The 14,665-nt window shown below is 72.5% G+C and carries 12 protein-coding genes; 5 read left to right on the top strand and 7 right to left on the bottom strand.

The window, feature by feature from the left end; translation table 11 throughout:
- Positions 1–5: 5 nt before the first annotated feature.
- On the bottom strand, positions 6–689 hold the full coding sequence (locus tag EV671_RS13615; RefSeq protein ID WP_132572306.1) for an ABC transporter ATP-binding protein: 684 nt from the start codon (positions 687–689) through the stop codon (positions 6–8).
- 17 nt (positions 690–706) lie between these two features.
- Positions 707–1,987, bottom strand: coding sequence for an efflux RND transporter periplasmic adaptor subunit (locus EV671_RS13610; RefSeq protein WP_132572303.1), 1,281 nt, complete (start codon positions 1,985–1,987; stop codon positions 707–709).
- A gap of 290 nt (positions 1,988–2,277) precedes the next feature.
- Between EV671_RS13610 and EV671_RS13605 the strand changes: the two genes are divergently transcribed.
- Positions 2,278–4,311, top strand: coding sequence for a methyl-accepting chemotaxis protein (locus EV671_RS13605; RefSeq protein ID WP_132572300.1), 2,034 nt, complete (start codon positions 2,278–2,280; stop codon positions 4,309–4,311).
- Positions 4,312–4,458: 147 nt separating this feature from the next.
- Here the strand turns inward: EV671_RS13605 and EV671_RS13600 are convergent, their stop codons facing one another.
- From EV671_RS13600 to EV671_RS13580, 5 genes are all read right to left on the bottom strand, one after another.
- The gene (locus EV671_RS13600) at positions 4,459–5,694 is read right to left on the bottom strand and encodes a DUF1501 domain-containing protein (RefSeq protein WP_132572297.1); all 1,236 of its coding nucleotides are present in this window, start codon (positions 5,692–5,694) and stop codon (positions 4,459–4,461) included.
- A gap of 5 nt (positions 5,695–5,699) precedes the next feature.
- On the bottom strand, positions 5,700–7,268 hold the full coding sequence (locus tag EV671_RS13595; protein ID WP_243655716.1) for a DUF1800 domain-containing protein: 1,569 nt from the start codon (positions 7,266–7,268) through the stop codon (positions 5,700–5,702).
- Between the two features lie 77 nt (positions 7,269–7,345).
- Positions 7,346–7,723, bottom strand: a complete 378-nt coding sequence (locus tag EV671_RS13590) for a response regulator (RefSeq protein ID WP_132572294.1) — start codon at positions 7,721–7,723, stop codon at positions 7,346–7,348.
- Positions 7,724–7,888: 165 nt separating this feature from the next.
- Positions 7,889–8,620 (bottom strand): response regulator, encoded by a 732-nt coding sequence (locus tag EV671_RS13585; RefSeq protein WP_132572291.1) that lies wholly within the window; start codon positions 8,618–8,620, stop codon positions 7,889–7,891.
- 8 nt (positions 8,621–8,628) lie between these two features.
- On the bottom strand, positions 8,629–9,219 hold the full coding sequence (locus tag EV671_RS13580) for a response regulator (protein WP_243655715.1): 591 nt from the start codon (positions 9,217–9,219) through the stop codon (positions 8,629–8,631).
- Between the two features lie 118 nt (positions 9,220–9,337).
- Here EV671_RS13580 and EV671_RS13575 point away from each other — a divergent pair, with 118 nt between their 5' ends.
- The 4 genes from EV671_RS13575 to EV671_RS13560 all read left to right on the top strand — a co-directional run bounded on the left by EV671_RS13575 (position 9,338) and on the right by EV671_RS13560 (position 14,655).
- Complete coding sequence (locus EV671_RS13575) at positions 9,338–10,168, top strand: HD-GYP domain-containing protein (RefSeq protein ID WP_243655714.1); 831 nt, start codon at positions 9,338–9,340, stop codon at positions 10,166–10,168.
- Positions 10,165–10,950, top strand: a complete 786-nt coding sequence (locus EV671_RS13570; RefSeq protein WP_132572285.1) for an ABC transporter substrate-binding protein — start codon at positions 10,165–10,167, stop codon at positions 10,948–10,950. The genes EV671_RS13575 and EV671_RS13570 overlap by 4 nt, the downstream gene beginning before the upstream one ends.
- A 19-nt stretch (positions 10,951–10,969) precedes the next feature.
- Complete coding sequence (locus EV671_RS13565) at positions 10,970–13,474, top strand: PAS domain-containing sensor histidine kinase (RefSeq protein ID WP_132572282.1); 2,505 nt, start codon at positions 10,970–10,972, stop codon at positions 13,472–13,474.
- A 95-nt stretch (positions 13,475–13,569) separates the two neighbouring features.
- A complete protein-coding gene (locus EV671_RS13560) occupies positions 13,570–14,655 on the top strand; it encodes a sensor histidine kinase (RefSeq protein ID WP_132572279.1) in 1,086 nt (361 codons plus the stop codon).
- The last annotated feature ends 10 nt before the right edge of the window (positions 14,656–14,665 follow it).

The raw sequence follows: 14,665 nt of genomic DNA, 5'->3' as shown, positions 1-14,665 counted from the left end.
CGCGTTCAAGCCGTCAACTCGGCGGCAAGGTCGACGACCTGGCCGTCGATGACGTGCACATTGCGCTGTGCGCGCGCGGCCAGTTGCGGGTCGTGCGTGACCATCACGATGGTGGCGCCGTCGCGGTGCAGTTCCTCCAGCAGCTCCATCACGCTGCGCGCCATCGCGCTGTCGAGGTTGCCGGTGGGCTCGTCGGCGAGCAGCAGGCGCGGCTCGCCGGCCAGGGCCCGCGCGATGGCCACACGCTGCTGCTGGCCGCCCGACAGCTCGGCCGGGTAGTGCCGGCCGCGGGCCGACAGGCCGACGCGGGCCAGCGCATCGGCGGCGCGCTTCCTGCGCTCGGCGCTGCCGTAGCCGCGGTAGCGCAGCGGCACCTCGATGTTGTCGAGCACATTGAGGTCGGGGATCAGGTTGAAGGCCTGGAAGATGAAGCCGATCTTGCGGTTGCGCACCGCCGAGCGCTCGCCATCGCCCATGCGGCTGACGTCGATGCCGTCGAGCCTGTAGCTGCCGCCGCTGAAGGCCTCGAGCAGGCCGGCGATGGTCAGGAAGGTCGTCTTGCCCGAGCCCGAAGGGCCGGTCACCGCGACGAACTCGCCCTCGTTCACCGTCAGGTTGAAGTCGCGCAGTGCATAGGTTTCGACCATCTCGGTGCGGTAGACCTTCTGCAGTTTTTCCATCTTGAGCATGGCTTGTCCCTTCCTCTTCAATCCGCGATCAGAACGCGCTCCGCGCCCTTGAAGTTGTCCGAACCCGAGATGACGACCCGGTCCCCGGCCGACAGCCCCGACAGCACCTCGACCCGCTCCAGCGAGCGCGCACCGAGCTTGATGGCGACCTTCTCGGCATAGCCGCCGCGCACCACATAGGCATAGCTGCCGCCGCCCTCGTCGACGAAGCTTCCGCGGGCCAGGCCCAGCACCTTGTCGCGGCGGTCCAGCAGCACGCGCACCGACAGGCGCTGGTTCTGGCGCAGCTGCTCGGGCTGGGCGCCGGCAAAGCGCAGCCGCGCGGCCACCTCGCCGTTGACGACCTCGGGCGACACCGAGCTGACCTGGCCGGCCCAGCGCCGGCCCTCGGCCGATCCACCGCTGATCTCCCCGGGCATGCCGGGCTGCAGCTCGCGGGCGAAGCTCTCGGCCACCTGCATCTGCACCTCCAGCGCCGACAGGTCGATGACCGACAGCAGCTTGGCGTCGCGCGCGACGTTGCTGTGATCGGCGATGAAGAGCTGGCCGACCTGGCCGTCCACCGGCGATCGCACCTGCAGTTCGGCCACCTGGCGCTCCAGGTCGGCCACCAGCAGCTGTTGGCGGGCCAGCGCGCTCTGCTTGGCCTGCACGTCGAGCTTGAGACTATCGGTCTTCAGGCCGCGCAGGTCGCGCGCCTGGTCCAGCGCCAGCCTGGCCTTGGCCAGCGCGTCCTGGGCGCGCTCGACCTGCATGCGCGCCGTCGCGCCGGCCTCGAAGGCCTGGGTCTGGCGCGCCAGGTCGTTCTGCGCGGTCTGCTGGTCGATGCGTGCGTTCTCGTAGGCGCTCTGCAGGGCGGCCGTCTGCTGCCGGGCCTCGACCTCGGCACGGGCCAGCTCGGCGCGCAGCGCGTCGACATTGCTGCGCTCCTGGGCCAGGCGGTTGGTCAGCTCGGGCGACTCCAGCTGCGCCAGCGGCTGACCCTTCTTGACCGCATCGCCGGCCTGCACGCGCAGCGTCGCGGCGCCGGCCGTCGGGGCGTAGAGGGTCGGGCTCTGCGCGGCGACGACGCGGCCCTCGCCGGCGACATCGCGGGTCAGCGGCGCGACGTCGACCGTGGCCAGCGTCAGCCGCGCGGCGCTGACGGCGGCCTGGGCCGACAGGTGCAGGCGCGGCAGGCCCCACCAGGCCAGCAGCGCCGCGGCGACCAGGCCACCGGCCAGCCATTGCGGCCAGCGGCGCCGGGAGGGGGGCAGCAGGCGGTCCTGCTCGGAGGTGTCGCGGAAACGGGTGTCCATGCCCCGTGATTCGCAAACGGCGTGCCAGGCCGGCACATCAATGGAATCAATCGGTTGCGCCGCTCCTGCCTGTCCGCGGACAGTCTGCGGACAGTCCGGGCAGCGCCCGGTCGTCCATCATTTCCCGAGCGCATTGCTCAGTTATTGCATTTATGAGACGCCAATGAGCACTCGCGACCCATTTCCTGTGCCCAAATTCGCGCTCCCCGGCCTTCGCGACGGCGTGTCATTGAGATCGATTGCCCCACTTCCTAGACTGGTCCTTTTCCTTGACCTCGCCAGGATCGCCGATGCCCCCTGCCACCACCGTCAGCCTCGCCCCGCCCGTACGAGCGGCCTACGCTGACAACGGCTTCTTCGCCCACCACGGGCTGTGGGCCCCCGGGGTGCGCCTGTTCCGCAACCTGCAGTTCACGAGCAAGGCGCTGCTGATCTCCGGGGCGCTGCTGCTGCCCCTCGTCGCGCTGCTGGCCTGGCTGATCACCAGCCAGGCAGGCGATCTACAGGGCGCGCGCAAGGCCGCGGTCCGCCAGCACGTCGAGATCGCCCACGGCATGCTGGCCTGGGCGCAGCGCCAGGAGGCCGAGGGCATGCCGCGCGAGCAGGCCCAGGCGCTGGCAAAAAGGGCCATCGCCCAGCTGCGCTACGAGGGCAAGGAATATTTCTTCATCAGCGACATGCAGGCCGGCGTGGTCATGCACCCGATCAAGCCCGAGCTGGACGGCAAGGACGGCAGCGGCATCAAGGACCCCAACGGCTTCGCGCTGTTCAAGGCCTTCGCCGACGAGGTCAGGCAGCATGGCCAGGGCTTCGTCGCCTACCAGTGGCCCAAGCCCGGCCAGGACAAGCCCGTCGACAAGATCTCCTTCGTGAAGGGCTTCGAGCCCTGGGGCTGGGTCATCGGCTCGGGCATCTATATCGACGACCTGCACGCGATGCTGCTGTCCGACATCGAGCACACCGCCGCCGTGCTGGTGCTGGTGCTGGTGATCGCCGGCTATCTGTTCCTGTGCTTCTACAAGGTCATGGACGGCGGCCTCAACGAGACGCGCCGCCACCTGCACGCGATCACCGACGGCGACCTGACCAGCTCGCCCTCGCCCTGGGGCCGCGACGAGGCCGCCGCGCTGATGCGCGACCTGGCGCAGATGCAGGACTCGCTGCGCCACATGGTGCTGCGCGTGCGCGTCACCAGCGACCAGATCGTGCACTCCAGCGACGAGATCGCCAGCGGCGCGCTGGACCTGTCGGCCCGCACCGAACAGGCCGCCGCCAACCTGGAGGAGTCCGCCGCGTCGATGGAGGAGATTTCCTCCACCGTCTCCAGCAGCGCCGAGCACACCGCCGAGGCCTCGCAGCTGGCGCGCCAGAACGCGCAGACCGCGGCCGATGGCGGCCGCGTGATGCAGGAAGTGGCGCGGACGATGGAAGGCATCCGCACCTCGTCGGCGCGCATCGCCGACATCATCGGCACCATCGACGGCATCGCCTTCCAGACCAATATCCTGGCGCTGAACGCGGCCGTCGAGGCGGCCCGCGCCGGCGAGCAGGGCCGCGGCTTCGCGGTGGTGGCCGGCGAGGTGCGCATGCTGGCCCAGCGCAGCGCCGAGGCGGCCAAGGAGATCAAGACCCTGATCTCCGGCAGCGTCGAGCAGGTCGAGACCGGCACCGCAACCGTCAACCGCGCCGGCGAGACCATCGGGCAGATCGTCACCGGCTCGCAGCGCGTCGACCAGCTGCTGGGCGAGGTCGCCACCGGCGCCCGCGAGCAGAGCCTGGGCATCGCGCAGATCGGCCAGGCCGTGCAGGAGCTGGACCGTGCGACGCAGCAGAACGCCGCCCTCGTCGAGGAGACGGCCGCGGCCTCCGCCACGATGAAGCAGCAGGCCGACAGCCTCGCCGGCGAGGTGGCGCGCTTCCGGCTGCCGGCGGACCTGCGGCTGGAGCAGGACAGCCCCGTCGTCACGGCCGGCGAATTCGACTTCGACAGCGCCATCTCCGCCCACCGCGATTGGAAGGTCAAGCTGCGCCAGGCCATCGCTGAGCATGCCCAGCTCGACGCCGACAGGATCTGCCTCGACGACCAGTGCCCGCTGGGCCGCTGGCTGCATGGCGACGGCGGGCGCCGCTGGGGCGGCCGGCCGACCTTCGTCGCGCTGGTGGCCAAGCACGCCCAGTTCCACCAGACGGCGGGCGACGTGGCCCGGCGCATCAACGGCGGCCAGTACGACCTGGCCGAGCGCCTGATCGGCTCGGGCTCCGACTTCGCCCGGGTCTCGACCGAGGTCAGCACGCTGCTGACCCAGGCCCGGCGCGGCCTCTGAGGCCGCCCGGGAACCCGCTCAGGGTTCTCAGGCGCCGGCCGCGACGAGGAAGCAGTAGGCCAGCACCGACGCGCCGAGGCACAGGCCGAACAACGGGAACGCGCTGCGGATCATGTCGCTCTCCCTCGCGGGTGATGGTTGAAGGCGTCAGCCGGCGCGCAGCAGCTCGCCGGCCTGGCGCCAACCGTGGGGGCCCTGCGGAAACACCGCGGCCAGTGCGGTCTCGTCCAGGCCCAGATGGCGCTGCAGCAGGCTGCCCAGCACCTGGCGGAAATCGGTGCTCACGGCCAGGTCGCGGCCATCGGCCAGCGCGGCCCGGTCCAGGCCCGGCCATTCGCCCAGCACCCGGCCGCCGGCCACGGGGCCGCCCAGCAGCCACATCACATTGCCGCGGCCGTGGTCGGTGCCGCCATTGCCGTTCTGGCGCAGCGTGCGGCCGAACTCGCTGGCGACGACGACGACGGTGTCCTTCAGCGCATCGCCCAGGCCCGTGGCCAGCGCATCCAGGCCCTCGCCCAGGCTGGCCAGGCGGTTGGCGAGCTGGCCCCGCGCGGCGCCCTGGTTGACGTGGGTGTCCCAGCCGCCCACGGCGGTGAAGGCGAGCTGGGTGTGAGGGTCCTTGCGGATCAGCGTGCCCAGCCGGCGCGCGTCGGCGGCGAAGCTGCGCGCCGATGGCGCCCCGGCATCGGCGCTCGGGTCCATCGCGTGGCCCGCGTCGGCGGCCATGCTGCGCGCCATTTCGCCGCGGCCCTGCGCGGTGTCGCGCAGCGTGCTGCTGAGCTGAGGATCGTTGGCATAGAGCCTGGCCAGGCCGGCCTGCAGCTGCGGGTTGTCGATGGCGCGGCGCTGCATCGCGCCCGGCCCCAGGCCCAGGCTGGCCACGCTGGCCGCGCCGGCAAAGATGCGCGGCGGCGTGCTGCCCTGGCTGATCGCGCGCGTCGGGCTGGGCTCGCCGGGCAGGGCCGTCAGCAGCCGGTTCATCCAGCCATCGGGCGTGGACTTGCGGCCCGGCGTGCCGGACTCGAAATAGTCCTGGGCGTCGAAGTGGGAGCGGGTCGGGTCCGGCGAGCCGCTGGCGTGCACGAAGGCAAGCTGGCCGCCGTCCCAGTGGCGCTTCAGCGGCGTGAGCGAGGGATGCAGGCCGAACAGGCTGTCAAGCCTGATGAGGCCGTCGTCCGCGCCCGGCGGCGCCAGCGCGATCTGCGGGCGGCTGGCGGCGTACTCGCGCTCGCCATAGGGCGCGACGACCGAGAGCCCGTCCACCGCGCCGCGCAGCAGGACGACGACGAGCTTTTTCTGTGCGCCACCCTGGGCGTGGACAAGGGACACAGGCAGGCCGCCCAGCGTGAACGCGCCGAAATGCAGGAGTTGACGACGGAGCATGGTGTTCAGCGTTTCATGAAGTCGGGGCTGGCCAGCAGCAGCGCGACCTGCTGGCCGGCAGGTTCGGTGGCCAGCGTGCGGCGCGTCGGCTCGCTGAGCGATGCGCCCAGCGTCGTGCTGAGCTGGCCGGCGCTGACGCCGCTGCGCTGGCCCAGCGTCGTCGCCAGCTGCACGCGCTGGGTCAGGGCCTCGGGGTTGCGCCAGGCGGCGGCGGTGTTCTTGTAGCCGTCGGGCGTCTGCGCGCCGTACAGCGGCTGGCCGGCCTGGGCCAGCGCGGCCAGCAGCGGGCGCGGCTCTCCGAGCGGCAGGTCCAGTGCCCGCAGGCTGGACAGCAGGTACTGGTAGGGCGTCTTGAACTTGGCCTGGTAGGTCTCGCGGCCCCAGAATTCGTCGGACCCGAGCAGGCTGCGGGGCAGCTCGCGCAGGTCGCCGCCGCTGGCCCTGAAGCTGTCGGCCAGGCGCGCCACCAGGGCGGGCGGCGGCTCATCGGCGACGAAGGCCTGGGCGAACTGCGTGGCCAGGTGGCGTGCCGTGGCCGGGTGGGCGGCCAGCACGTCGAGGGCATGCTCGCCCTCGGCCTGGCCGGCGCCACGCACGGCCTGGCCGAGCCAGGTCTTGTCGCCGCCGTCGTGCTTGTGCGGGTCGAAGGCGAACAGCTCGCCCGTGCCGCCGACCAGGGCCTTGCGGGAGTCGACGCCCCAGCCGGTCAGCATGCGCGCCAGCTCGGTCACGTCGCGCTGCGTGTAGCCGCCGTCCACGCCCAGCGTGTGCAGCTCCATCAGCTCGCGGGCGTAGTTCTCGTTCAGGCCGGTGGGCACGCGCGCCTTCAGCTCGGGCCGCTCGGCCAGGAAGCGGCGCGCCCGGCGCGGCGGCTGGTAGCCGGCGACGACGCTCTGCGCGTTGTCGAGGTAGGTCAGCATCGCCGGGTGCTTCGCGGTGGCGCCCAGCATGTCGCGGAAGCGCCCGAGCACGAAGGGACGGATGGCGCGCTGTTCGTAGTCGGCCACCAGCACGCTGACCGGCCCCTTGCCGGCGAACACATTGAAATGGTTGAACCAGAACTCGACGAGCACCTCCTCGAGCTGGGCCGGGCTCTGCAGCGCGCGCGCCAGCCGCGCGGTGGCGGCCTCGGCCACCAGCGGCCGCACCTGCTCGCGCATCGCGTTCAGCGCATCGGCCTCGGGCTTCATGCCCTTGGCCTGCTCGCGCCGGGCCTCGCGGGTGGCCTTGAGCGCGTCGCGGTAGCGGCCGACCAATTCGGCCTGGCCCAGGCTGAGCACCTGCATCCCGCTCAGTCGTTGCGTCAGCGCCTCGGGCTGCGGCAGGCGGCGCGGCTCCAGCTGCTCGGCGAGGAAGCGCTCCAGCCAGCGCTCGGCGCCCTGGCCCGCAATGGCCGCGGCATCGGCCGGCCGCGGGCCATAGCCCAGGCGGTTCAGCGCATGCAGCGCGCGCTCGTCGGCGCTCAGCGGTGCGCCCGGGGGCAATGCGGAAGGCAGGGCCGGCACGCGGCGGGCCAGCATCATGGCCCCGGCGAGCGCGGCGCCCGTGCTGAGCACGAAGCGGCGGTTCTTCATCGGCGGTCTCCGGTGTCTTGGGCCGGAGAATCGCCCGGGCGGCGCAAGGCCTTGTGGCCGAGGCGCAAAGATTTGTGTCAGCGCCCCGCCAGCCAGCGCTCCAGGCTGTCCAGCGTCGCCGCGACGTCCAGCGGCTTGGTCCAGCAGCCGTCGAAGCCGCCGCGCCGCGCGAACTCGGCGGCCTCGGCCTCGGACTCCGCCGTGACGAGCAGCGCCGGCACGCGGGCCGGCAGGCCGGTGGCACGCAGCTGGGCCAGCAGCTCGTCGCCGGCGGCGTCGGGCAGGTGCAGGTCGCACAGCAGCAGGTCCACGCCGCCGGCGGCGACGGCAGCGCGGGCCTCGGCCCCGCTGCGCGCGACCTGCAGCCGGCAGCCCGGGCGCAGCTCGACGATGCCCTGCATCAGCATCGCGTTGACGGGGTCGTCCTCGACATAGAGCACCGTCCTCAACGTCATGCCGCGGCCCCCGAGGGCTGGGTGGGCTGGCGGTGGCGGCGTGGGCGTGGCATGGCGGTGGAAGGGCGGCTGGTTGCGGCGATTATCAAATTATTGATAAACATGGGCCTGCGATTCGACCCCGGAACGGGTGGGGTCCGCGCCGGACCTGCCAAATATTGCAGCTCAGCGCAGCGCCGCGAGGCCGGCGGCGAGCGCCGGCCAGCCCTCGGGCAGCGGCGCGCCAGGGGCCCAGGCCGCGGCCGCATCCTCGAGGGTGCGGGCCTGGGCCGACAGCGCGGGCTGGCCGATCAGCTCCAGCACCGCCTTCAGGCCATGGGCCACGCGGCGCAGCCCGGCCACGTCGGCAGCGGCCAGCGCGGCCTGGCCCTGGGCGATGTCGTCGGCGAAGCGCTCCAGGCAGCCGGCGCGAAAGCTCTCGAAGAGCAGGCGGTCGCCGCCGAAATGCTGCTGCACGGGGTCGGCCGCTGCCGGGGTCGCGACCACCGGCGCCGGCGCCGGCGCCACGCCGGGCCGCAGCAGGCCGGCCACGGTGTCGAGCAGTTCCAGCAGCGACACCGGCTTGCGCAGCGTCTGCGCGACGCCGGCCGCCAGCAGCGCCTGCCGGCGCTCGGCCTGCAGGCCGGCGCTGAAGATGAGCCAGGGCGGCGCGCCGGGGCTCCGGGCATGCCCCTCGGCCAGCAGGTCCTCGGCCGAGCCGTCGGGCAGCATCAGGTCGCTGATGACGAGCTGCCAGCCGCCGCCGGCCAGCGCGGCGCGGGCGGCGGCCAGGTCGGGCACGACGTGCAGCTCGACGGCCGCCACGGCCGCGTCGTGGTGGGGCAGTTCCTCGAGCGCGAGCTCGACGAAGCGGGCGATCGAGGGATCGTCCTCGATCAGCAGCAGCCGCGCGGCCATGGCCGGGCTCAGGCCGGAGTGGCGAGGTTGGCCGTCGCCCGCGCCAGCAGTGCCGGCAGCTCGGCGACCAGGGCCGTCTTGTGCACGACGGGCACGCCCTCCAGCGCGAAGGCATAGGGTGCGCGCTGGGCCTCGTCGAGGGCCGTGACGACGATGAGCTGGCTGCGTGCGAACTGCGGGTGTGAGCGCAGGCTGGTGATCAGCGCGGCGCCGTCGATGCCGGGCAGCAGGATGTCGATGAGCAGCACGTCGGGCTCGAGCCGGCCGGCCATCGCGAGGCCGGCGATGCCGTCGGAGGCGACGTGCAGCTCGGCGCCCGGCAGCTCGCGCTTGACGACGAGGCTGATCAGGTTCTGGAAATGCACCGAGTCCTCGATCAGCAGCAGCGTCAGCGGGCGGCGGGTGGGCACCGGCGCGGGCGGCTCGGCGTCGCCGGCGTTCGCGGCCAACCAGGCCTCGAGCGAGCTGAGCAGGATGCGGCGGTGGCCGCCGGGAGTCTTCCAGGCCTGCAGCTCGCCACGGTCGACCATGAGCTGGACGGAACGGACGGCCATGCCAAGGCGGCCGGCGGCCTCGGTCGTCGAGCAGGTTTCCGGCATTGATGCGTTGCGGTTCACACGCGACATTTTGCCGAATTCATCAGCCCCCGCGAAGAGCTTTCATTTGATCAAATTGATATTGATTTGATAATGCATCCGTACTGCAGCAGGAGTCGCCATGCATCTCGCCACCGCAACCCGTCCCCCGGACGCCGATCTCGCCTTCGAATCCAGCGCCTCGGCCCAGATGGAGCGCCTGCTCTCCGACCTCGGCCGCATGTACCGCGAGCGCAATGTCGCGCTGCAGGCGCTGGAGAACGCCCACCACGAGGCGCTGATCCGCCTGGCCGTCGCCGCCGAGATGCGCGACGACGACACCGGTGCCCACATCGTGCGCCTGGGCTATCTGGCCGAGGCGCTGGCGCGGCTGATGGGCGTGGCCCCCGAGCGCGCCCAGATGCTGCGCCTGGCCGCGCCGATGCACGACATCGGCAAGATCGGCATCCCCGACCATGTGCTGAAGAAGCCGGGCCTGCTGACGAGCGAGGAGCGCTCGCTGATGCAGACCCATCCGCGCCTGGGCGCCGAGATCCTCGGTAGCTCGCGCATCCCGCTGTTCTCGCTGGCCGCCGAGGTGGCCATGCACCACCACGAGCGCTGGGACGGCACGGGTTATCCACGGGGGCTGGCCGGCGACGACATCCCGCTGTCGGGGCGTATCGTTGCCGTCGTGGACTATTTCGACGCATTGACCATGGACCGCTGCTACCGCCCGGCGTTCGCGGACGACCGCGCACTGGCGATGCTGACCGACCAGTCGGGCATCGCCTTCGACCCGGCCGTCGTCGCGGCCTTCCTGACCCACGCGCCCGAGCTGATCAAGCTGCGCGAGTGGGTCAACACCACGCGGCCCGGCTTTGGCGGGCTGGGCGTGAAGCAGACCTCCGAGCTGGATCGATCGCCGGGTTCGACCGACCTGCTGCTGGCCTCCGAGGAGGCCTGGGCATGAAGCGCCTGGGCCTGGGCCTGGCCGCGCTGCTGCTGGCCGTCCCGGCCCTGGCCGCGCCCTCCGTCGGCCAGCGCGTGCGCGACAGCGGCGAGCTGCGCGTGTGCATCTGGCCCGACTACTACGGCATCTCGCTGCGCAACCCGCGCACCGGCCAGCTGTCGGGCATCGACATCGACCTGTCCGCCGCGTTCGCGGCCGACCTGAAGGTCACGCCGCGCTATGTCGACTCGTCCTTCGCGACGCTGATCGACGACCTGCTGCAGGAGCGCTGCGACGTGGCGATGTTCGCCGTCGGCATGACGGCCCAGCGCCAGCAGGCCCTGCGCTTCAGCCGCCCCTATCTGCAGAGCGACATCTACGCGGTGACGACGCGCAGCAGCCGCGTCGTGCAGCGCTGGGAGGACCTGGACAAGCCGGGCGTGCGCATCGCCGTGCAGGCGGGCACCTTCATGGAGCCCGTGATGGCCGCCGCGTTGAAACAGGCGACGATGGTGGTCGTGCGCCCGCCCGACACCCGCGAACGCGAGCTGGAGGCCGGCCGCGTCGACGCCTTCATGACCGACTACCCCTACAGCCGCCGCCTGCTGGACAACGCCGACTGGGCCCGCCTTGTCGCGCCGCCGCAGCCCTTCTCGGTGCTGCCCTATGCCTATGCCGTCAAGCCCGGCGACGCGGCCTGGCTGGCCCGCGTCGACGATTTCGTCGCCCGCATCCAGCGCGATGGCCGGCTGGCCGCCGCGGCCAAGCGCCATGGCCTGAGCGCCATCCTGCGTACGCCCTGAGGGCCGGCGCGCCCTGCCCATGCCGCATAGCAGCCGCTGGCGCCCCAGCATCATCACGGCCGGCGCCGGCGTGCTGCTCGCCGCCCTGCTGCTGGCGGCCACCGGCTACAGCCTGTGGCGCGACCGCCGCGACCTGAACGCCGAAGCCGCCGACCGCCAGGCCCTGCTCGCCCGCGTGCTCGAGGACCACGCCAGCCGCAGCCTCGATGCGGCGCAGATCGCGCTGACCGGCCTGGCCGACGTGGCAAGCCGGGGCAGCCCGCCCGAAGTGCTGCAGGCCCTGCTCGGCCAGACCCAGGCCAGCCTGGGCTTCCTGCGCGGCGTCGCGCTGCTGGACGCCGGCGGCCATGTGCTCGCCGCGGCGGACCCGGCCGACCGCGGCGTGCAGATCGCGCCGGCCGCGCTGGGCCCCTGGCCGGCGCCGGGGCACGACGCGATCGGCGGCTTCGTCGCCGGGCGCAGCCTCGCCACGCTGAGCCGCCGGGCCGGCGCCGCCGTCGTGCCGCCCGGCGTCGGCTTCATCCCGGTGACGCGGGCGCTGCAGCTGCCCGACGGCCGCGTGCTGCTGCTCGCGGCGCTGGTCAATCCCGACGCGCTGGCCAACTTCCAGCAACTCACGCTCAACGACGAGCACAGCGCCGCGGCCCTGGTGGCGCTGAACGGCCAGCTGCTCGCGGCGACGGACCGCGCCGAGCACCTCGCTGGCGAGCGCGTCGCGGCGCTGCTCGGCGCAAGCGCGCCGCTCGCGCGCGTGCAGGCCGGCGACGAGCACGGCCGCTGGGATGGCCCCGGCCTGCGGCCCGAGCCTCAGCTGGGCAGCTTCCGTGCGCTGCGCACGCGTCCGCTCGTCGTCCTCGTCGAGCTGCCCCAGGCCGAGCTGCGCAGCCAGTGGCTGACCAATGTGCGCGACATGAGCCTGCCCGCGCTGGCCCTGGCGGCGGCCCTGCTGGTGCTGTCCAACGTGGGCGCGGCGGCGCTGCGCGGGCGCGAACGCTCGCTGCTCGCGTTGAGCCGCGCCCAGCGCAAGGCCGCCGACCGCGAAAGCGAGCTCAGCGCCATCTTCGGCAGCGTGCAGGACCTGCTCTTTCGCACCGACGCGGGCGGCCACGTCACCTTCATCAACGAGCGCTATGCCCAGCTCAGCGGCTTCGCCGTCAGCCACGCCCTCGGCCGGCCGCTGCAGGAGTTCTTCGGCGGCTCACGGGCCGTGGCCGCGGCGTTCGAGCAGGCGCCCAGCCTCGACGACCAGCTGCCGCGCCATGCGCGCGCGAACTGGACCGCGCCCAACGGCGAGGCGCGCAGCTTCGAGATCACGCTGGTGCCGCTGCGCCGGGGCCCCGATGCGCTCGAATGGGTCGGCAGCGCCACCGACGTGAGTGGCCTGATGCGCGCGCAGTCGGAGCTGCGTGCCCAGCTCGGCCTCGCGCGCTCGCTGCTGGCCAGCAGCCCGCTGCCGATCTCCGTGCAGGACCGCGACGGCCGCTACCTCGACGTCAACCGCGCCTGGGAGCAGCTCACCGGCCGCAAGCGTGCCGACCTGCTCGGCCGCCGCGCGCTGAGCGACGTGGACCCCGGCGAGGCCCAGCAGCTGCTGGCCAGCGACGCTGAGCTGCTCGCCCGCGGCGGCGAGACCAGCCTCGAGACCGTCTGGACCGACCCCAACGGCCGGCGCCGCGACCTCTTCATCAGCAAGTCCACCTTTCCCGGCACCGACGGCCGGCCGATGGGCCTGGTCGTCTGCCTGATGGACATCAGCGAGTTCCGCGATGCCGAACGGGCCACGCGCGCCGCGCGCGACGCCGCGCTGGAGGCGTCGAACGCCAAGTCCGAATTCATCGCCAACGTCAGCCACGAACTGCGCACGCCGCTGCAGTCCATCCTCGGCTTCTCCGAGCTCGGCGAGATGCGCGCCCGCCAGGACCCGCGCCTGGCCGGCATGTTCGCCGACGTGCACCGCGCCGGCCAGCGCATGCTGGCGCTGGTGAACGACCTGCTCGACCTGAGCAAGATCGAGCAGTCCAACGAACCGCTGAACCTGCAGCGCCACGACCTGCGCCCCCTCGTGAACGAGGTTGCCGCCGAGCTGCAGCCCCTGCTGCAGGGGCGCCGCCTCGCGCTGGGCTGCACGCTGGGCAGCCTGCCGCTGGTGGCCATGGTCGACGCGCCGCGCTTCCAGCAGGTCGTGCGCAATGTGCTGGCCAACGCGATCAAGTTCTCGCCCGAAGGCGCGCGCATCGACGTGCAGGGCCGCCGCTCGCCCGACGACCAGGTGCTGATCGACGTCGCAGACCGCGGCCCCGGCATCCCGCCGGCCGAGCTGGAGAGCGTGTTCGAGGCCTTCGTGCAGTCCAGCGCCACCAAGGACGGCGCCGGCGGCACGGGCCTGGGCCTGGCCATCTGCCGCCGCATCATGCAGGCCCACGACGGCCGCATCTGGGCCGCCAACCGCGACGGCGGCGGCACCGTGCTGCACCTGAGCCTGCCCGGCGCTCGCTTCGGCGACACCTCTCCCGCGACGCTCTGATCGCCTTCCGCAGGCTGTCTCCCGGCGCCAAGTGTGACACTTGCCACAGCCGATAAAATTGATTATCGATATCATTTTTATCAAAGGAGACAGTCATGCACAGCACCCTCGCTGAAATCCTGGAGAACCAGAAGACGGGCCTGCTCTGGGTCAGCCAGGACGGCGTGGTCCGTTACGCCAATGGCGACGCCTGCAGCCGCACGGGCCTGGCCCCCGGCGGCAAGCTCTACGACCCCGACCTCGCCCGCGCCGTGATGCAGGCCGTGCTGCACCGGGCCAGCGCCGCGGTGACCGCCGCCGGCCGGCCGGCCCAGCCCGGCGAGCCCATTCCCGAGCTGAGCTGCCGCGTCGTGCCGGGCCTGTCCAAGGACGACGCCTTCGTCTTCATCCGCGACGCGGTGGCCGTCGACCCCGGCATCGCCTTCGAGAACCTGATGCAGATCATCCAGAGCGACCTGGCCGCGCCGCTGCACGACGCCCAACGCGCCCTCGGCGTGCTGGAGCCCGAGTTCGCCCAGCAGGCCGAGCCGCTGCTCGCCGGCATCACCGAGGTGTTGCAGGTGCTGGACAAGCTCGTCGACCTGGCCGGCCTTTGGAGCAGCTCGGCGCTGCTGGCCAACGACCGCATCGAGCTGTGGCCGCTGCTGCAGAGCGTCTGGGCCGAACTGCAGCCCCAGGCCATGGCGCGCCAGGTGCAGGTGCGCTTCCAGGCCCGGGACGAGATCGCCAACCTGGCCACGCTGTACGGCAGCGAGCCGTGGATGCGCCGCGTCTTCCTCGAGTGCCTGGAGGCCGCCATCCGCGCCGCGCCCTCGGGCAGCACGCTGATGATCGAGCATCGCCAGTTCGGCCCGCGCGCGCTGCTCGTGTTCCGCAACAGCGGCGTGTTCGCCCAGATCCAGGCCGGCATCGAGCTCAGGCAGGCGCCGCGCGGCCGCGCCGGCACCGCCGCGGCGCGCGAGCGCATCGGCTTCCACCTGTGCCGGCAGATCCTGGCCCTGCACGGCGGCCAGCTGCGCGACGAGATCGAGGACGGCGAGCGCCACCTGCTCATCGACCTGCCCACCGGCGCCCCGCACCGGCCCACCGACACCCAGATCGACATCGCGCAGGCACAGCGCTATGCCAGCGACCTGGCCGCCCTGATGGCACGCTCGCGCCGCCGCCAGGCTTCCCACTGACCGCCCCCCC

It is taken from the genome of Roseateles saccharophilus (genome assembly GCF_004342485.1).
Lineage (GTDB): Bacteria > Pseudomonadota > Gammaproteobacteria > Burkholderiales > Burkholderiaceae_C > Pelomonas > Pelomonas saccharophila.
The sequence above is the reverse complement of the archived record's forward strand: the minus strand, read 5'-3'. Positions and strand labels throughout refer to the sequence as shown.